The following is a 19,922-nucleotide window of genomic DNA, read 5'->3' on the forward strand; positions in this document are numbered from 1 at the left end:
CTTATAATTACTTACTCAACTTTTGGTGCAACTGCTGGCGTAAAGTTTTTCAACAAACCATTAACAAACTTACGACTTTCTTCATCTGAAAAAGTTTTAGTTAATATCAGAGCTTCATCAATGGCCACCTTAAAAGGCACCAAATTATTTAATAGCTCATATATTGCCAACCGTAAAATAATAAGATCAGCTTTATTAATACGATTAATTGCCCATCCATTCGCTAAATGAGCAGAAATTTGCTCGTCTAATTCTGCTTTTGTACCCAAAACACCATTAACTAGTCGTGGCAGGTAGTCATCATAATCTTTGCCTTCCAACACAATGTCATATAGTTTATCAATGTTATTACTTTTTGGATCTTTTTCTAACGCAAACAGAACTTGAAACGCTGCTTGACGTGATTCGTGCCGTGTCAAATTAGACATTACTTAACTACCTCAGTTGTACCAGATTCACCAAATAAATTATCAGGATCAATGCTACTAGACATTTTCTCTGGCACAATACCAGTCACGTGAACATTTATTTGTGTGACCTGCAAATCCGTCATCGATGAAATCTGAGATTGAATTGCATGTTGAATTTCAAGCGCAACTTTTGGCACAACAACCCCATACTGCAAAAAGACATAGGCGTCAATTACCAAGCCTTCATCAGTATGTGATAGTTCTACACCTTTTCCACGCGCGTTAGATCCAAATGCATTCGTAAAACGATCTGATAATGTGCCTCGCATTGAATAAACACCATGTACCTCTTGCGTTGCAATTTGGGCAACCACTTCGATGACTTCTGGCGTTACTTGTGTCGTTCCACCAACAACTGAATTGTCAGTTGCCAATATAATGTTTTTTGCAGTCTGCTTATTACGCTTAATTTCTCTGGCCATTATTTAATCCTCGAAAATATTCTTTAAAATAAAAAGTTCCACGGGGGGAACTTTTTGAGACGTGTTCCCTATTACTCAAACACTCATACTGTAAAATTAAAATACATGACATTTTAATATCATGCTCTCTTTAATTAAGCACGGCCTTTATATGAACCGTCTTCTGTATTAACAATGATTGTTTCACCTTCGTTAATAAAATCAGGCACTGTTATAGTTGCACCTGTTTCCAAAGTTGCTGGCTTTCCTGAACCTGTTGCAGTTGCACCTTTAATACCAGGTTGTGTTTCAGTAATTTTCAAAGGTACTGTTGATGGTAATTCAGCACCAAGAATTTCATTACCATACATCGTAATCTTGACTTCCATACCTTCAAGCAAAAACTTTAAAGCTGACGCAATTTTATCATCTGGCAAATTGACTTGCTCATATGTTTCAACATCCATGAAAACACGGCCATCATTTTCAGCATATAAATAAGACATAGGACGTGTTGTAATATCTGCCTGTTCAAACTTATCTCCAGGACGGAATGTCACTTCGTTAACAGCACCAGTCCGCAAGTTCTTCAACTTTGAGCGAACAAAAGCACCACCCTTACCAGGCTTCACGTGTTGGAAATCCAAAACACGCCATAATCCGTTCGTATACTCAATTGTCAAACCATTTTTTAAATCATTCATGCCAATAGCCATGATTAATATCCTCTTTTATTAATAATATAGTTTATTATAACAGAAAACCACTATATTTGCAGTCTTCACACAAAATAGAATTTTACCACAAATATGTTGATATATCAATGTTTCTCTTTATTTAATTCTGGTTGTACAATCAACGCGTCTAATCGACGCAACGTACTTAATAATGCTTGTCCTTCAACTAGGCCGTAAGTATTCAACCAGCCATTAAAACGACTGTTCACACGTCGTGTAATAATCGATTCAACGCGTTGTCCCTCAAGTGTTGCGTTTAATAAAATACGTCTATTATCCTGCTCATCTCGCACTTGATTAAGGTAGCCTTGTTCAAACAACGGTTTAAGTTGTCGCGCAATTGCGCCTTTTGTCACACCGCGTTCAGTGGCAATTTTGGTCATCGTTAGTGGTCTGTCCTGATCACTTTTCACCACTGCAGTCATAATTAACCATTGTTCAAACGATATGCCAAACTGACTTGTGAAATCAACTTCTCTAAATTTTTTAGCGATGACATATAAACACTAATAAACTCAGCCATTAAATCAGAATTTGCCATTTTTTCTCCTGCTTATACAGACAATTAATAATCGTTCGTCTCATGAATTAGTAGATTAAACTGATTCATATAGGCTAACGTATCATCAATATTGTCAAAGATCTGAACATGTTGTAATTCATGTTCAGCCACAAAACCGTTGGTCACAGTTTCCTTTAGCCAAGCCCATAAACTATCATAAAAACCATTAATATTTAATAAGACAAGTGGTTTGTCATGTAAACCTATCTTCGCCCAGCTAAGTACTTGTGCCAATTCTTCTAAAGTACCAAAACCACCAGGGAGCACAACAAAAGCATCCGCATAGCGCATCATCAGGTCTTTACGTTCTGACATATTATCAACTTCAATTAACCGCGTCACTTGCTCTGGCGAAATGGCATCTTCGGCGAGATTATTGGGAGTTATACCGATAACCTCGCCACCGTGGGCCATTGTGCTGAGCGCAGTCGCCCCCATTAAACCATCTCTGCCACCACCATAAACCAATTTTAATTTTTTTTCAGCAATTATTTGGCCAAGCTTCTCGGCTATTACAGTATATTGTGGATCATTTCCAAATTGTGCGCCCATGAAAACGGCAATAGATTGAACTGTCATTTGATTATTCCTTTCTATAAATCTAACAATATTATACACAATAATCAAGCAATAATTTTGACAATCCCCCCGTTTGTATACGCTATGTGGTACACTATTATATAGGTTTTCGTTCGTGAAAAATTAAATTAAACTACTATATTTTGGAGGCATTATGATTTACAAAGTTTATTACCAAGAACATCCGGAACGCAATCCCAAGCGTGAAACAACGATTTCACTCTATTTAACGGCAGACAGTTTGCCACAAGCACGGGAAATTATTGAAGAAAACACAACTTATAATGTGGAAGCTATCGAAGAATTAACAGATAAGGCATTGACTTACGAAAAAGCCAACCCTGACTTCGAAATTACAACATTCTAATTATGACATATTCTGTAGATATTAAACCTAATGAAGTCGCAGTATATGCGCTAGGTGGATTAGGCGAGATCGGTAAGAACACATACGGTATTGAGTATCAAAATGAAATCATTGTCGTCGACGCGGGTATTAAGTTCCCGGAAGATGATTTACTCGGCATTGACTATGTTATTCCTGACTATACTTATTTAGTCGACAATATCGATCGCGTCAAGGCATTGGTTATTACGCACGGACACGAAGACCATATCGGTGCCATCTCCTACTTTTTACAATCAGTTAACGTCCCAGTCTATGCTGGTCCCTTAGCCATGGCTTTAATCAAGAATAAACTTGAAGAAAAGCAAATGTTAAATCGTGTTGAACTGCACGAAATTACAGATGGTTCAGTACTTGAGTTTGATAAATTAAGTGTTGAGTTTTTCCGGACAACCCACTCAATCCCTGATGTGTTTGGTGTCGCTATCCATACACCCGTCGGTACAATTGTTGAGACCGGTGACTTTAAATTTGATCTGACACCGACAACAAAACAGCCACCTAACCTCTGGTCAATGGCTCGTATTGGCGAAAATGGTGTCTTACTCATGATGAGTGATTCAACTAACGCTGAACGTCCTGAATGGACAAAGTCAGAAGCTTGGGTCGCCAAATCAGTCAATCGTATTTTTGATAAAATTGAACATGGTCGCATTATTTTTGCTACATTCGCTTCTAATATGAATCGTGTTCGTATGGCAACAGATGCTGCTATTGCACATGGTCGTAAAATTGCTGTCTTTGGACGTTCAATGGAATCAGCTGTGACTAATGGTCGCGCGCTAGGTTATTTGAATATCCCAGATAATATGCTTGTTGAGCAATCAGAAATCAAACATATTCCAGATGATGAGTTATTAATCTTATCCACTGGTTCTCAAGGTGAACCAATGGCAGCTTTAGCGCGAATTGCTGAAGGAACTCATAAACAAATTCGTCTAAAGCCTAAAGATAATGTTATTTTTTCTTCCTCACCTATCCCTGGTAATACAGCTTCTGTCAATCAGGTAATCAATAAGTTAGAAGAAGGCGGCGCCAATGTTATTTATGGTAAGGTCAATAACATCCACACATCTGGTCACGGTGGTCAAGAAGAAGAAAAACTGATGATTGCATTGATGAAGCCAAAATTCTTCATGCCAGTCCACGGTGAGTATCGTATGCTTAAAGTTCACGCATCATTAGCGCAAGAACTTGATGTGCCAAAAGATCACACTTTTATTTTAGAAAATGGTGATGTTTTGGCTTTAGATGGCGAAAATGCCCGTGTTGCTGGTCATTTTCCCGGTGACGATACCTACATTGATGGATCGGGTATCGGAGATATCGGTTCAGTTGTATTACATGATCGTCAAAAATTGTCTCAGGACGGCTTAGTTGTCGTGACTGCAACAATTGATTTAAAAGAAAAAGAAATTTTGTCTGGCCCAGATATTTTATCTCGCGGATTCGTTTACATGCGTGAATCTGGTGATTTGATTAATGAAGGTCGCCGTGTTATTTTTGGAACAATGCGTCGCGTGATGAGTAATTCGAATGTTAGCGAAGCAGACATTCGTCAAGCGGTTATTGATGATCTTTCTAGATTTTTATATAAAGAAACTGCCCGTAAACCCATGGTCTTACCGATGTTAATTATGATTTAAATAAGTAGTCAAGCATTTTTCATTTAATGCTTGGCTTTTTCGTTCATATTTTATCCAATCCAACAGCTAATTTTATGATTATACGACAAGTAATGTCATGATTTCCGAACGTTATTTCAATTTTCACGTACTTTATTATATAAAAATTCAAATTTCCATTTTTAAACGCCTATCAGTATGCTAAAATGGTATAAGTACAAAACAAAGGAGCCGTCATGACACAACGAAAATTCCCTACTATTATGGGTACGCAACATCCTGATAATGCAAATGCACCATTTTGGGACGCCTCGCAACAACCATTTATCAGCGCATACCGTGAGATGAATGAAGCTTTTGAAAATTTTAGTGAATTAAACGTTGATGAATATATGTGGGACTGGGAAGGTAAGCATGCCGATGCAGCTGTCATCGATCGCCTATTTAGTACCGAATATGATTACTTCAAAACAAATCAAATTGGTCGTGATAAATTTCTAACTTTCCGCTTCCCCAATATTTGGGAAGAAAAAGGCTATAGCTTAATGCAAGCAATGACTGCTATTTTAAGTTCAGAGGACTTTGCACATGATCTTGGATTTGATCAACGTCCTTTGTTTGAAGCAATATTGCCAATGGCACAACGTGCAGACCAGTTGCTTGAAATGCAGATATTGTTTGAAAAATTAGCCAACTTTAAGTCAGTTGAATTCACAAAAACTGACAAAAATACACCCTATATTGAAATGATTCCTCTGTTCGAGGATTTTAATACCCAATTACACGCGCCTGAAATTTTGAAAGAATATCTTAAGTTACACGAAGAACACTTTGGTTTTCGACCAAAATATCTGCGTGTATTCTTAGCAGGATCCGACTCTGCGTTAACCGCCGGATTTATGAGTTCAATCACAGGTAATAAACTTGCCATTGCAAGATTACATGAGTTTGCAAAAGAAGAAAATATCGATATTTACCCCATTTCTGGTACAGGTTCAGCTATTTTCCGTGGTGGCTTATCACCACATCGCATTGACCGATACGTCACAGAATTCCCCGGTGTACGCACCGCGACCGTACAGTCCGCTTTCCGTTATGATTTTCCATTGGCAGATGTACAACAAGCCATCACAGAGTTAAAAGAAAAACTGCCAAATGCTGAACCATTAAAAATTTCTGCTAATGATCAAAAAATTCTAGCAGAAGTGGCTGAGGAATCTGCTCGATTTTATGCAGATACACTGGATCAATTAATTCCCGACATGCAGCCTATCTTCAAAGCTTTTCCTAAGCGTCGTGACCGTCGCCAACACGTTGGCGTTCTTGGTTACTCACGATCAGTTGATGGCATTGAGCTCCCCCGTGCTATTAACTTTACAGGCTCATTTTATTCAATTGGTATACCGCCTGAATTTATTGGCTTTGGTCGTGCATTAGCAAATCTAAACGCTGATCATTTATCAGTTTTTGTCCGGAACTATCCTAGCATGAAAAAAGATTTCCGTGAATTAGCAGGTTATATTAATTTAGATGCTTTAGAAATTTTGAAAACCCAAAGTCCTGCTTGGTCAGAGGTAGAACAAGATATTATGACACTCAAAGCCATTTTTAATCTTGAAATTGGTCCTCACAACCGTGAACAACAACAACACGCAGAAATTGCACTACAAGTTGTTCAAATCAAAGATGGTGCCCCAGTTGCTACCACAGCTTTAATCAATCGTATGGCACAACTCAGACACTTCTTAGGTTAATATCATATTGTTCGTAGCCCTTAGGGGCTTTTTTTGATACAATGAAACTAATTTATTTTGTGAAAGAAACAACAAATCATGCCTAATTATTTTGTCATTAATAACCCCTACGCTGGTGATGGCGTTCACTCAAGTATTGTCCTCAACATCAAAAACACACCAAATATTGTCGCATGGCATGATACCGATTATGCTGGACATGCTATGTATTTAGCCAAAAAATTAGCTAAAACAATTGATGATCCAACAGCGGTTGTCCTCGTTATCGGTGGCGATGGCACATTAAATGACGTGTTGAATGGGCTACTACAATTTAAGCGTGATGTTAAATTACCTATTGCCTATATACCAACTGGTTCGGGTAATGACTTTGCTCGTGGTATTAATCTTGGGACCGCTAAGCAAGCAGTTAGTCACCTTAAACGCGTGACTCAGGCTCAAATGCTTAACATCGGCAAAATTAATGGCGATGCGCCACATCGTACAACGAAATACTTTGTCAACAGTATTGGCATCGGATTTGATGCCGCGGTCGTTGCACAAACAAATCAAACAGCTTTAAAAAAACGTTTAAATAAATTAGGCTGTGGTTCTCTCAGCTATTTGCTGTCTGTCTTATGCGTTTTTTTCAAACAGCATGATTTTCAAATGACACTGATGAACGGTGAGGATTATATCCAAATACCTCATGCATTTCTTGTAACATTAACAAATCAAGTCTACTTTGGTGGTGGTATCGCCATTTTACCGGGTGCAGATGCCCATCAAAACGAACTTGATATGGTAGTTGCTGAGAAAATGTCATTCATTCAATTTTTAGCCATGTTTGCCTCCCTCAAAAAAAATGGTGGTCATTTACAGTTCAAATCTGTCCATAAGATTTCATTGGCTCGGGGTGCCAAAATTCACGTTCGTGATATTCAACCCGGTCAAATAGATGGCGAAGAACTAGGCAATGGTACATTTTCTTTTAACATTGATTATCAAACTTATCCATTTTGGTTATAAAAATTAAAAAAGGTTTAGCCATCAGTTAGTTTCTGATGGCTAAACCTTTTTGTTAATTAAAACGCCCTAATCTTTCTGCTTGACGTGTGACACTTACAATTAACTTTCGTGAAATCAAATGCTGACTAGCCTGTAAAACTAACTCATCATCATAAAAAACGGCCGCAATAGCACTTACTGCTGTTGGAATAATACTATTGGCGTGACCATGTAAAAAAGCATTTTTCATGGCTTGCACGTAACTGTTACTGTTAAGTAATGACCAAATAATCGCTTCCAAAGTACTTGCACTGCGACCATCTAGTTTAATATGATTAACTGGAATATTAGCAAAATCAGGTAAATTCAATTCTTCAAATGCACTTAATTCTGATTCAAACACCTTATGCCGCGAATAATATTCAAAGCCGAAAGCCAAACCATTTTCTACAGCATCTCGCAGGCCTTGTCCGTCTAATATTTGACTAATAATGAGACTAAGCATGCCAACACTAACCAGTGATCCTTCATCATTGTGTGTCAATCCAGCAATGCGATGTAACGTCAACATGGCTGTTTCATCATTAATAAATGAGACACCATATTCGTGATGTAAATAAAGTGCCACTGGTAGCATCCGTACCAATATATTTTCACTATCGGCTATGTCTTCAAGGACGCCAGAGGCTAGTGTATCCCTGTTTTTAGTATAGTTGTCCATTGCTTTTTTCGTGATTGTATCAACGTGTTGTACTGTATTTTCGGGTACAAACTGACGCCTCTTATACCAATTTTGAAAATGATTCATCACATCAGTTAATTGATAACCACGTGACAAACTGGCAATTGTTGTTAAAGAAAGGCTTGTTTGTGATCCCCAACTTAGCTCATCAGTAAATTGAATCGGATCTTGTAATAACTGATCCTGCTGGCTGTTAGATAGTTGCGTCATACTTTCACCTATCGCCATACCAAACATTAAAAGTTCTATTGTTGCTTGCTTTTTTACCATATCTTATTTTAACATACAAGCTATTTTAAAAATTACAATAGCGCCTTAATTTCATCAACTTTATCTAATGCTTCCCAAGGTAAATCAATATCTGTTCGACCAAAATGACCAAACGCAGCTGTTTGCTTATATATTGGACGACGTAAGTTTAAATGATTGATAATTGCTAATGGTCGAAAATCAAATAATTGTGCTGTAATTTCACGAATTTTTGTTTCAGCAACTGTTGATGTACCAAAAGTTTCGATATTTAACGATACTGGTTGCGCGACACCAATAGCATATGCAACTTGTAGTTCTAATTTGTCAGCCACACCAGCTGCAACTAAATTTTTAGCGACATATCGTGCAAAATACGCAGCTGAACGATCAACCTTTGTTGCATCCTTACCTGAAAATGCGCCACCACCATGATGCGCAGCCCCACCATAGGTATCAACAATTATTTTTCTGCCAGTTAGGCCAGAATCAGCTTGTGGCCCACCTAATACAAAGCGACCAGAAGGATTAATATAATAGATTGTATTTTCATCAACTAAGTCCTGTGGTAGTACATCATCGATAACCAATTTGCGGATATCAGATCGTAATTGATCAAGCGTCACATCTTCATCATGTTGCGTTGACAAAACAACTGCAGCAATACGTATAACCTTATCGTTATCATCTAATTCAACACTCACTTCAGCTTTAGCATCCGGACGTAAATAAGACACGGTGCCTGCTTCGCGTACATCACGAATTTTTCGCATCAGGCGATGTGACAAAGCTAATGTTAATGGGATATAACTATCAGTTTCATTCGTTGCGTAACCAAAAACCATACCTTGATCACCAGCACCCAATTGTTCAGGATCATCATCAGCATTGTCAACTGCTTGCGAAATATCATCTGATTGTTCAACAATTTTATTTGAAACATTAACAGAATCTGCTGTGAAACCAAGTTCAGCTTTATTATAACCAATCTCGCGAATTGTGTCCGTTGCAATTTGTCTTACATTGACATAGGCTGATGTTGATAATTCACCAAAAATCGACACATCACCAGTTGACGTCGTTACTTCGACGGCCGAGCGTGCATGTGGATCTTGTTCGAGCACTGCATCTAAAATAGCGTCGGCTATTTGGTCGGCTATTTTGTCAGGATGACCTGCGGAAACTGATTCTGATGTAAAATACTTTGTCATGTGAAACATGACCTCCTTAAAAATTCAAAATAAAAAGCTACTGGTCGCAAATGAAAAAGCGCGCACCAACGATTAGTCGGTACGCGCTAACGTGACGACTATCTGTACAGATGGACCACCGTGCTGAAATATGTTTTCATATTTGACCGGTTGGTGTAGGGTTATCGTGCTGTATCACTCGCCTACTCTTGATAGCTGTTTTAAATTGTATCTTTAGAATAGCAGACGTTTAGACAAAATGCAAATCAAATTATTGCTTAATTATTTTTAGTTAAACAGCATGTTATACAAAAACAAACATTGTAAAAGTTATAATCAAAGATTTTATATTCATAAAAACAGTACGCAATAACTTGAATTTAAGGTACAATATTAATTATGAACAGTCAGACTAACCAACAACAATCCCATCTTCTACCTGATGGTCGGCCAATTCCCCGACGTATCACGACTAACCCACAAGAAAAACGCAACTACGAAAATTTTACACCAGCAGGTTTTTTTGACTGGCGCCGCTGGGCCCCGTTAGTAGTTATCGTTATCAGTTTAAATATCGTTTGGTGGCGTCAACCCTTATTACATACAAAAGCATTATCAGGTGCCGCCATTACTTGGCAACTTATCCCGCTATTTGGTTATACCATTACCATTGCAATTGCGATGACACTGATGATGACCCAAAATTTCCGTAGCATTTTAAGTTATTTGTTCTTAGCACTTAGTACCCTCTTCACATTTAGTTCATTGATTCAAACACGGCATGAAATATTTACTTTACTCCTCTTGTTCACTGTTTTCTTCGTTGCCATACAGCAAAGTTGGTTTGGATTACAAAATTGGCTTGGATTACTATTGTTCAGTGTTTTAGCAACTTTTGCAATTCCTATTAGTATTTTTTATATCACAAATAATTTCTTAACGCAACGCTTTATATGGCAACTCTTGCCGATGTTGTTTGGATTTGGCTTTTACTTCACACCAATTTTAATGCCAAATCCCGATGGTCGTAAATTAAGTATTTTAACATTGGGATTATTTTGGGTCACAATACTTAGTCATAACGTCGGTATCAGCACAACATTTATTGTTATTTTTAGCTTAATGGCTTTCATTTTACAATTTGTCAAAGCAAAAATTGGCAATTGGCAACATATGGGCTATGTGCTTTTAATGGCTTTGTCCATGCTACTAATCTATCATTAAAAAAGTTCGCTACATTAATGTAGCGAACTTTTATTTTAGTTTATCGTACAGTGGTAATAGCAATGCCAGGACAGTTGTTATTTGAAATAAATCTGTGTCTTCTTTAAAGTGTTTGTCTCCACGTAACAGCTTAATACCAACTAGCACCTCACTATGCTTTATGTTAGCAAAACGCTGAACGGCATCATCATACGTTGACAAAGTCAATGTGTTTGAAGTATTAACCATATGGTCTGAACTCAGCACAAAATCATTTGATAATTTTGCAATTATATCTCTGGCTGACGTCATTTTAGCGACAATCGCTGCTGTTTCTTTTGGCTTCATGTTCTCTTCTACTGCGAGGTAAAGGTAAACATGATCGGCCCAAATACCAAGTTCAAAATGTGGCATCATTTTATAACCACGCTTATTTGGTGCAAAAGCTACCCATGTGTTGTCCGGCGCGTTTGTTGTCCGACGTAAATGTTTGGCAACATGTGCATACCACTGTTGCCCATTCGTATTTAATATTGGTAAAATTGCTTCAGCAGACTGCTCGAATTTTGGATCAATCACAGTCCTAATAAGTTTCATTCTATCAGTTAATGATGCAACATTAAATATCTCAAAATCGCTATCTTTAAACATTGTTTATACCCTAAAACTTTCTAAATGTTGATTACTTTCTCTTTCTTTAATACGGTCAACCATTGAATCAAAACATAACCTGTCACTAAGATAGTGGCAATTAAATTTAACCAAATGAGTAACACAATAATAGCGCTCATTGATTGGTAAAAGCCATACTGTTTAACTGCCAAATTAGTATACCAACTAAAACCAATATTCAAGATATTTAGTGCACCAACTTCTATAAAACTACCGATAGCAACAAATTTAAGGGGTGCACGGCCTTCTTTTGTTGGCAATAAATAGTTCATCATTATCAGCGCTAACCACATGCCAAGCCAAATCAGCCATTTTGTTTGATGCTGTAAAAAAGACGTCCATTGGTTACTCGGGATTTGTTGCAAGACGATTGTCAATACATTACTACCAATCATTAAAACACCAAAAGCAGCAATAATAATCAACAACCAGACAAATGACCAAAAGCGGGATAATAAATTACTAATACGATCCTCAACATCAGCAATACGATTAAATGATACTCTGAAAACTGCAATTACTCTCGATACTGTCCACAAAGTAAATAGCACAGAAAAAGAGAGTAAAGAAGTGCTCCTAGAGGATAGAACTGATTGTAAAATAGGTAAAACAATTTTTTCAATATCTCGTGGCAATACACTTTGTATCAATGAGATAATATTTGTTTGACTGACATTCGTAATTGAGATAATGATCGCGATTGCTATTAACATAGGAAAGACGGTTAGCAACGCAAAATAAGCAAAAGTTGGGCCAACATAGCCAACTTGCGCACGCAAAAACAATGTCCCTAAAGTAGAGAGTTTTAACTTTTTATCTATTTTTTGCCAAAATTCTTTCAATTGATTTAACATAACTCTATTATGCCAAATTTTTGTGATGCGCGTATTAAAAAATGATTTTAAAATAGTTTTCCAATGCCATAATGTATTGCAATGGTTAACAAACCAATAATCACATTACGAATCATTGCACGCTTAACCAAGCCATTAGACATTTTAGCACTCAACAAACCTGTTAAACCAACAGCCACTACCGTAGCTGCTATCGTGGCAATAAATTGGTAACGTGTAGGTGACAAAATTAATGCTGCTAATGGAAATACACCACCAATTGCTGCACTAAATAGTGAAGCCCAAGCCGCAGACCAAGGATTCATATAATGCCCTAAAGTAATATCGTACTTAGTACTCAACATTGTTGCCAATGGCTTTTTACTCAGTAATTCATCTGCAATTGATTTAGCCGTTGATCGTGTTACCCCACGATCAACATAAAAATTTTCAACTGATTGATGTTGTCCAGCGAAATCTGTTTTTAATAACTCACGCTCTTGTTCAACAACAACCTTTTCGCTATCTGACTGTGAACTCACCGAAGCATATTCACCAGAAGCCATTGATAAGGCACATGCCATTAAATCAGCTAAACCTGCAATGAAAATAGCAAAATTGTTTGTTGTTGCCGCTGCAACCGAAAACAAAACACCAACAACCGTTAAAATACCATCATTTGAACCCAAAACACCTGCACGAATAGCATTTAATCGTTCATCCATTGTTGCCTGTTCTTTTTTGACGTGTTCTTTTTTAAGCTTTATATCCATGTTTTATAACTGTGCTTATAATTTTTTAACGCACTATAAGCACCCTCCTCTCATCTAAATAATGACCCAATTGCATAAGTGACAATCATTGTAAATACACCAGCGACAATATTTCTTAAGACCACGCGTTTTTTATTAGCACCATTTAGAGATGCTGCTGCATATCCTGTTATGGCTAATGCAACGATCACTGCCATAAAAGTAGCTACTTCACGCATATCTCTTGGCATTAATGAAATAGCTACCATTGGCAAAATCGAACCAATTGGAAAGCTAATTAACGACGCTAAAGCCGCCCCACCTGCACTTAATTCATGATCTAGTGAAAAGCCATAACGTTCACGTACAGTGGTTGTCAAAGCATCTTTTGTCATCATCTCTTCAGTAGCCTGTTCCGCTAAATGTGGTGAGATGCCATCAGCCACATATTTTTCTGCGACATAAGAAAATTCGCCGTCATAATTGGTTGCTAACGCCTCAGTTTGAACGCGTCTCACCTTTTCTTGCGCATCATGTTGTGAACTGACTGACACGTACTCACCCATAGCCATCGATACGGTGCCTGCTAGCATCCCCGCAAAACCTGCTAGTAAAATTGTACCAGTATGACTTGTAGCCCCAGCTACACCTAAAACAATACCAGATACTGATAAAATACCATCGTTTGCACCCATAACTGCTGCTCTAATTAAATTGTTACGTTGCATTAAACTTTGTTTATCCATCATTTCCCTCTTTTAGAATTATTCTAATTTAGTTATACCAAATTTTAGATTAAAAATCAAGTTAATTAGAAACATTCTATAGTACGTGGTATAATATTTTATAATATAGGAGGTTATATTATGGTAGACAAAACGTTACGTGACATACTACAAGCCCATGGGTTAAAAGCAACTTTTCAACGATTGTCGATTTTAGAATACTTAATGACACATGAAACACATCCAACAGCAGAAATGATTCATGCCGACCTCAGTAACATTAGTCTCGCAACCATATATAACACACTTGATAAACTAGTCGATGTTGGTATTATTATTGTCATTGATACCCTAAAAGATGATAAACGTCATTATGATTACTATGGTGAACCACATTATCATATTATTAATAGCAACACAAACGAAATTATCGACGCAGATAATTTCGATGTCGCACCACTTTTTGAAGCTGCACGTCAAGTCAGCGGTTTAAATATTACCGGATTTCATATTGAAATCTATGGTGTTGAGGCTGATCAAGCAAAATAATGACGACTACATAAAAAGCGTCAACAGACTTTAAATCTGTTGACGCTTTTATGATTATTATTAAATAACCCAACTCATGCGCAAAATACGCTCAAGATTGCATACCTGAATTCATAATTTTGGCAACTGCTGTATGAATTTTTTCAAGATATACTGATTGATCTTGTTCTGATTTCTCATATTTTTGTACATCAATTTTTTGATCGGCAACAATCACCGCATCAGCCATTAGCTGGGTGGCCTCAGTGTATTTCACGTAAGCTGATGTTAACGATTTGTGCACGCCAAGTAAACGAATAGGCGCTGATGCAGAGGTAAGTTGTGACGCATTATCTTTATAGTTTTCTACCGTATCTTCAAACTCCGCCTTAATTTCAGCGAACTCTGCCGTTGGTATCTCTGCAATTTTATCAGCTTGTTTCGCATCGTCTAACTTTGTAAAAAATGGCGAAACGCGCGTTGCCGTCTCTTCAGTATTTGTTAGAACGTTTTGTAACGTCTGAATATAAATTTGTGCTTGTTTTGGATTGAATTTTGCCAATGTCTTAATTATCCCTTTTTAAAAATTTTTCGTTGTACGAGTTTTACTATCTCAACTATAATTATAATACTTATTCCCGCAAATAACACGATTGCCCATTGATAACTATCTAAATGAGAAACATGGAACACTGGGTTTAGCGCTGGAATAACAACTACTGCTGCCATAACAACTAGTGAACTAAGCAATGCCCAGTTAAATAATTTGTTTTGGAATGCCTGTTTTCCAAGCATTGAGCCATAAACTGACTTCACGTTAATGGCGTTAAACATCTGCATCAGACCTAATGTCATAAATGACATTGTCAATGCATCACGGTGTGCTTCTGCATCAGCTAGGTGAACTGGATAAGCTAAAGCGAAGCCATAAACTGATAATACAATCACAGCTTGCAAGATGCCTTGCCAAACGATTGCTGCGCCAACACCGCCCGACAAGAAACTTGCACTGCGTCCTCGTGGTTTTTGTGTCATCACATCTTTTTGTGCTGGTTCAACACCTAAAGCAATAGCAGGCAACGTATCCGTGACTAAATTAATCCATAAAATCATGATTGGTGCTAAGATATGCCAACCCAACAATGTCATCACAAAAATTGAAATCACTTCAGCTAAATTAGATGCTAACAAGTACTGGAGTGCCTTTTGTATGTTAGCAAAAACTTTTCGCCCTTCTTCAACAGCATGGACAATTGTTGCAAAGTTATCGTCAGCCAAGACCATGTCTGAAGCGCCCTTTGATACTTCTGTTCCTGTGATACCCATGGCGATACCAATGTCTGCTGTTTTCAATGCTGGTGCATCATTAACACCATCACCAGTCATCGCTACAACTTTGCCCTTCTTTTGCCAAGCACTCACAATTTTAACCTTATGTTCTGGTGCAACACGTGCATAGACACTGTATTTATGAACATTTGCTGCGAACTCGTTTTCAGTCATATTGTCCAAGTCGGATCCTGAAATGACAGCTGTTTCTTTGTCTTTTTCATCCAATATACCTAGGCGAATCGCAATAGCGGCAGCCGTGTCACGATGATCCCCCGTGATCATCATTGAGCGAATACCTGCTTTCTTAGCCTCAGCCACAGCCTGTGCGACTTCTGGACGTTCTGGATCAATCAAACCAGTAAATCCAGTAAAGACTAACTCATTTTCGACTGCTTCTGACGTCATCTCTTCTGGTACTGTATCAGTCAATTTGTAAGCAAATCCTAATACACGTAAAGCTTGTGTTGCTAATTCTGAATTAATTGATAATAACTTGGCACGAATGTCATCTGAAAGGGCCACAATGTTGCCAGCCATTTCGATTTTTGTGGCCCGCTTCAATAGCTCATCTGGTGCCCCTTTAACGGTTATAATATACCCATTTGGTGCCGGGTGAACTGTGGACATTAATTTACGCTCTGAATCAAACGGTATTTCCGCCAAACGTGGCATCTCACTAAACAATGTGTCAATATCGCGATGATGATTTTCATTGAAGGCAATTAAAGCTGTTTCTGTTGGATCACCAATATAGCCATTTTCAGTTCGTTTCGTATCATTATTTAAAGCTAAAATATCTGCCAAACGACCAACTGTGCCCGATAGTGGCTCAGTTGTGGCTGCATCGTATATTTCTGCATTAACAACAATCTTTTCAACTGTCATTTTGTTCTGGGTTAATGTCCCTGTTTTATCAGAACCAATAATATCAGTTGAACCCAATGTTTCAACGGCTGGTAACTTACGTATCAAAGCATTACGCGCTGCCATACGTGTTGTCCCAAGTGCTAAGGTAATTGTCACAATGGCGGGCAATCCTTCAGGAATAGCTGCCACAGCTAGTGAAATCGACGTCAAAAGCATATCAATAATTGTCTCTCGACCGCGTGCTAAGCCAACAACAAAAGTAATAGCAGCAATAAACAAAATCAAGTAAGTCAATATACGGCCCAATTTGATAAGGTTTTCTTGTAATGGTGTCTTAGTTTCATCTGAAGATTCCAACATGCCTGCAATATGGCCCATTTCAGTTGCCATACCTACACCGACAACAACACCAATACCACGGCCATAAGTGACATTTGTATTCATAAAGCCCAGGTTTGCACGATCGCCCAATGGTAAATCGGTAGCTGCTAAGGTCGTGGCCACTTTATCAACTGGGACAGATTCCCCTGTTAGTGAGGCTTCTTCTATTTGTAATGAGGCCGATTCGATAATACGAATATCGGCAGGTACAATGTCACCTGCTTCTAAGCGGACCACATCTCCTGTAACCAACTCTGTTGATTTGACAGACATATCTTTGCCATCACGAATCACATTAGCATTGGGTGTGGACATCTCTTTTAAGGCATTAATCGCATCTTCTGCTTTAGCCTCTTGAAATACACCAAAAACAGCATTGATAATCACAATTGCCAAAATAAAGATGGCATCTACTAATTCACCAGTAAAAGCTGCTACAACTGCTGCTACTAATAGAATTGCAATCATAAAATCTTTAAATTGATTAATGAATTTTTGAAAAAGTGTTGTTGAAACTGCTTCCTTGAGTTGATTCGGACCATCAGCAAGAAAGCGCTGATTCGCCTCGGTCTGTGTCAAACCCTTTTTTTCATCTGTTTGTAAATCAGAAAGCACTTTCGTGACATCTTGATTATATAATGGCTGTTCTGCCATAACTTCCTCCTACGCTTACTGCGCCTAAACTCTGTGGGTTACTTCAAATAAAAAGACCCATGCAAATGTAACTGAACAAATTTGTGCCAGCCATTTACATGAGTCTCACCATTTAAGATAGTACCGGAACTAGTCGTTCGATATAAGCAATAAAATATTGCTCGCTTTGACGGTATTATCGCGGAAAATCCGCCAGTTACTCCCTCAGGAAATATTATAAATTTATTGTACCAAAACACACGGCTAGACGCAAGTTTTGACTACTCACTATCTTGATCATACAGACTGGTAAATTTAAAAAGCGCCACCGCCACCGCCACCACCGCCGCCGGAATAACCACCAGAAAAACTACCACCATTGCCGGAAACATTGCTCTCAAAACCAGCATTGGTTTGAATATTATTAACCAAATTTACTGACCAGTTGGCACCAAAACTACTATATATCATATATACTGGTAAATTAGTCACTGATATATTAGCATCTTCAGCCCAACGTTTAAGTGTCTTTGCTACCTGATTTGCTTCACCAAAAATAACGGCATAAGCAAGTAATTTGTCCCATAACTGTACATCAAGTACCGTTTTATTATCAAGATTTGCAATATTATGTAGCATTGCTGCAAAACCGGTCCACTGCCATTTTTCGATGACACCATCAGGAACAGTGAAGAATATCGTTGACTGTTGTTTTAAAATCAGTAAACCTACAAGGCTCATGATAAACATACCACCCGCAACTAACCATAATTGCCAAATGTTACTATAGTTTGCCATGAATAACAGCCCAATGATAGCACTACCGCCAACAATGACTAGTAATGCCATCATCAAAATTTTAGTATTGGTCACTTTATTTGTCGTCACTGAATCAATGATGCTGTCTTTATCTTCAGCTGCGGTAATTTCACGTTGAAACTTATCGATACCTTTATGAATGCGTTTTGACACAAGTGATTCTGGTTTTTGAAACTCATGTTGATATACATCTACTCTTTTTTTGCCAAAAATCATGTCAATTAGCAAGCTTTCAAATTGACGCAAACCACTTTCGTCGACTACACGATAAACTGTATGATCTACATCACTAACATTCTGATAAGTAATCGTAACTTTTTTTCGAGCGATCAAGTCCATCAGAGTGGCTACTATAACTTTAGATATATCAGCTTGTTGCTTAATACGGGCATTAATTAATGCTGGTCCCAAGTCATTTGGTATGTCATAAATGTGAACAGTTCCCATATTTATGCCGCTCTTTTGCTGTGTACGACGTAACTGATTTCGAATACGAAATTTGTACCACAAAATTAATGCAAACAGCGCTAAGAAAACAATCGGTAGCACTATAAAACCACAAATAGCAATCATTCGCAATGTTTTATTATGCTTGATTGTCCGTTCTGCTTCTGATTGCGATATGATTTTTGCGCGATGACCTGGCTGAATATTTGTGTTCAATGGCGTTTGTGACTTATCAAAATAGGTATGTAATTCTAACGTATGATTTGCTTTAACGCGTGCTGTTGTCACACGCAATTCTGCACGCTTTTTATTGATAGTCAGATGACCAATTGAGCTGCTGTGCACCCAACCTTTGAGTGTCTTTGCTGGTTGTTTAGGTAAGAGTACAGTAATTTTAACATTTTCTAATGCTTGATCCCAATTTGAAATAATCCGCCAATTAATTTCAGAGACATCGTCCCAATTTATAATGAGATCTTTTAAACGATAGGTATATCTGACCGTAATGTCGTCGTTTGCTTTAATTGGATAATAGACTTTTTCCTGCACACTTGAACGCGTCTTTGACGTCACATAACCAATATTTTCGTCACCAACTCGTGGGGTAATTGGTCGGGCCTTTTCACCATTACGAGCAATTGTAATCGTTTGCAATCCGCCCCACTGGTATGGTTTATTGCCATTAACTGGTTTAGTTAGACTTTCTTTTAGGTATACCCCGTTCATATCATCATCAAACTTGTAAGTTACAGTCTTATCAATATTCGCCGTACCATTTTCTGCAATATGGACTTCTTGTTGGTAATTTGTCACGCGATAATCTGCCTGTACAACTTTCAAACCGATCAATGATGTGAGTATTGCGGCAATTATAAATTTAATGAATGTCCTCATATTTTCCCCTTATTGCTCATATTATAACAAAAACTGTCGCTCAAACCAATGAATTTACCTGCCTCACAGTTATTTTATTTCAAAAAATGTCGTCTACTCAAAAAAACCAACTTCATTTGTCAAAATAGCGTAAA

The 19,922-nt window shown here is 37.8% G+C and carries 19 protein-coding genes and 1 pseudogene; 6 read left to right on the forward strand and 14 right to left on the reverse strand.

Annotated features, from left to right (window positions below):
* Positions 1-11: 11 nt before the first annotated feature.
* From nusB to EUI_RS0103610, 5 genes and pseudogenes are all read right to left on the reverse strand, one after another.
* Complete coding sequence (gene nusB, locus EUI_RS0103585; RefSeq protein WP_010016131.1) at positions 12-428, reverse strand: transcription antitermination factor NusB; 417 nt, start codon at positions 426-428, stop codon at positions 12-14.
* The gene (locus EUI_RS0103590) at positions 428-892 is read right to left on the reverse strand and encodes an Asp23/Gls24 family envelope stress response protein (RefSeq protein WP_010016132.1); all 465 of its coding nucleotides are present in this window, start codon (positions 890-892) and stop codon (positions 428-430) included. The genes nusB and EUI_RS0103590 overlap by 1 nt, the downstream gene beginning before the upstream one ends.
* A gap of 134 nt (positions 893-1,026) precedes the next feature.
* Entirely contained in the window at positions 1,027-1,587 is a 561-nt protein-coding gene (gene efp / locus EUI_RS0103595) for an elongation factor P (protein WP_010016134.1), read from the reverse strand.
* Positions 1,588-1,691: 104 nt separating this feature from the next.
* Positions 1,692-2,149, reverse strand: a pseudogene (locus EUI_RS0103600) (MarR family winged helix-turn-helix transcriptional regulator).
* A gap of 24 nt (positions 2,150-2,173) precedes the next feature.
* Complete coding sequence (locus EUI_RS0103610) at positions 2,174-2,749, reverse strand: LOG family protein (protein WP_010016138.1); 576 nt, start codon at positions 2,747-2,749, stop codon at positions 2,174-2,176.
* Positions 2,750-2,903: 154 nt separating this feature from the next.
* On the opposite strand from EUI_RS0103610, the gene EUI_RS0103615 reads away from it, so the two are divergent.
* From EUI_RS0103615 to EUI_RS0103630, 4 genes are all read left to right on the forward strand, one after another.
* Positions 2,904-3,116 (forward strand): DNA-dependent RNA polymerase subunit epsilon, encoded by a 213-nt coding sequence (locus EUI_RS0103615; RefSeq protein WP_010016140.1) that lies wholly within the window; start codon positions 2,904-2,906, stop codon positions 3,114-3,116.
* 2 nt (positions 3,117-3,118) lie between these two features.
* Positions 3,119-4,801 (forward strand): ribonuclease J1, encoded by a 1,683-nt coding sequence (gene rnjA / locus EUI_RS0103620; protein WP_010016141.1) that lies wholly within the window; start codon positions 3,119-3,121, stop codon positions 4,799-4,801.
* Between the two features lie 215 nt (positions 4,802-5,016).
* Positions 5,017-6,534 carry a phosphoenolpyruvate carboxylase gene (gene ppcA, locus EUI_RS0103625; protein ID WP_010016142.1) on the forward strand — a complete coding sequence of 506 codons (1,518 nt, stop codon included), beginning with the start codon at positions 5,017-5,019 and terminating at the stop codon, positions 6,532-6,534.
* Between the two features lie 78 nt (positions 6,535-6,612).
* The gene (locus EUI_RS0103630; protein ID WP_010016143.1) at positions 6,613-7,542 is read left to right on the forward strand and encodes a diacylglycerol/lipid kinase family protein; all 930 of its coding nucleotides are present in this window, start codon (positions 6,613-6,615) and stop codon (positions 7,540-7,542) included.
* A gap of 52 nt (positions 7,543-7,594) precedes the next feature.
* Here EUI_RS0103630 and EUI_RS0103635 read toward each other — a convergent pair whose 3' ends face one another.
* On the reverse strand, positions 7,595-8,533 hold the full coding sequence (locus EUI_RS0103635) for an ADP-ribosylglycohydrolase family protein (protein WP_010016144.1): 939 nt from the start codon (positions 8,531-8,533) through the stop codon (positions 7,595-7,597).
* Between the two features lie 32 nt (positions 8,534-8,565).
* Positions 8,566-9,723: a methionine adenosyltransferase gene (gene metK, locus EUI_RS0103640; protein ID WP_010016145.1), complete on the reverse strand. Its 1,158-nt coding sequence runs from the start codon at positions 9,721-9,723 to the stop codon at positions 8,566-8,568.
* A 378-nt stretch (positions 9,724-10,101) separates the two neighbouring features.
* On the opposite strand from metK, the gene EUI_RS0103645 reads away from it, so the two are divergent.
* Positions 10,102-10,926, forward strand: a complete 825-nt coding sequence (locus EUI_RS0103645; protein WP_010016146.1) for a membrane protein — start codon at positions 10,102-10,104, stop codon at positions 10,924-10,926.
* Positions 10,927-10,956: 30 nt separating this feature from the next.
* Here EUI_RS0103645 and EUI_RS0103650 read toward each other — a convergent pair whose 3' ends face one another.
* Genes EUI_RS0103650 through EUI_RS0103665 form a run of 4 tightly spaced genes read right to left on the reverse strand, consistent with a single transcriptional unit; the run spans position 10,957 to position 13,908 of the window.
* A complete protein-coding gene (locus EUI_RS0103650) occupies positions 10,957-11,556 on the reverse strand; it encodes a DUF1054 family protein (protein WP_010016148.1) in 600 nt (199 codons plus the stop codon).
* Between the two features lie 20 nt (positions 11,557-11,576).
* Entirely contained in the window at positions 11,577-12,431 is an 855-nt protein-coding gene (locus EUI_RS0103655; RefSeq protein ID WP_010016150.1) for a YihY/virulence factor BrkB family protein, read from the reverse strand.
* Positions 12,432-12,478: 47 nt separating this feature from the next.
* The gene (locus EUI_RS0103660) at positions 12,479-13,183 is read right to left on the reverse strand and encodes a VIT1/CCC1 transporter family protein (protein ID WP_010016151.1); all 705 of its coding nucleotides are present in this window, start codon (positions 13,181-13,183) and stop codon (positions 12,479-12,481) included.
* Between the two features lie 50 nt (positions 13,184-13,233).
* Complete coding sequence (locus EUI_RS0103665) at positions 13,234-13,908, reverse strand: VIT1/CCC1 transporter family protein (protein ID WP_010016152.1); 675 nt, start codon at positions 13,906-13,908, stop codon at positions 13,234-13,236.
* Between the two features lie 120 nt (positions 13,909-14,028).
* Between EUI_RS0103665 and EUI_RS0103670 the strand changes: the two genes are divergently transcribed.
* Entirely contained in the window at positions 14,029-14,436 is a 408-nt protein-coding gene (locus EUI_RS0103670; protein ID WP_010016153.1) for a Fur family transcriptional regulator, read from the forward strand.
* 91 nt (positions 14,437-14,527) lie between these two features.
* Here the strand turns inward: EUI_RS0103670 and EUI_RS0103675 are convergent, their stop codons facing one another.
* From EUI_RS0103675 to EUI_RS0103685, 3 genes are all read right to left on the reverse strand, one after another.
* Complete coding sequence (locus tag EUI_RS0103675; RefSeq protein ID WP_010016154.1) at positions 14,528-14,977, reverse strand: hypothetical protein; 450 nt, start codon at positions 14,975-14,977, stop codon at positions 14,528-14,530.
* 8 nt (positions 14,978-14,985) lie between these two features.
* Positions 14,986-17,649, reverse strand: coding sequence for a cation-translocating P-type ATPase (locus EUI_RS0103680; protein ID WP_010016158.1), 2,664 nt, complete (start codon positions 17,647-17,649; stop codon positions 14,986-14,988).
* Between the two features lie 294 nt (positions 17,650-17,943).
* Positions 17,944-19,788 (reverse strand): DUF2207 domain-containing protein, encoded by a 1,845-nt coding sequence (locus tag EUI_RS0103685; protein ID WP_010016159.1) that lies wholly within the window; start codon positions 19,786-19,788, stop codon positions 17,944-17,946.
* Positions 19,789-19,922: the final 134 nt, after the last annotated feature.

It is taken from the genome of Leuconostoc gelidum subsp. gelidum KCTC 3527, from assembly GCF_000166715.1.
Taxonomy (GTDB): Bacteria; Bacillota; Bacilli; order Lactobacillales; family Lactobacillaceae; genus Leuconostoc; species Leuconostoc gelidum.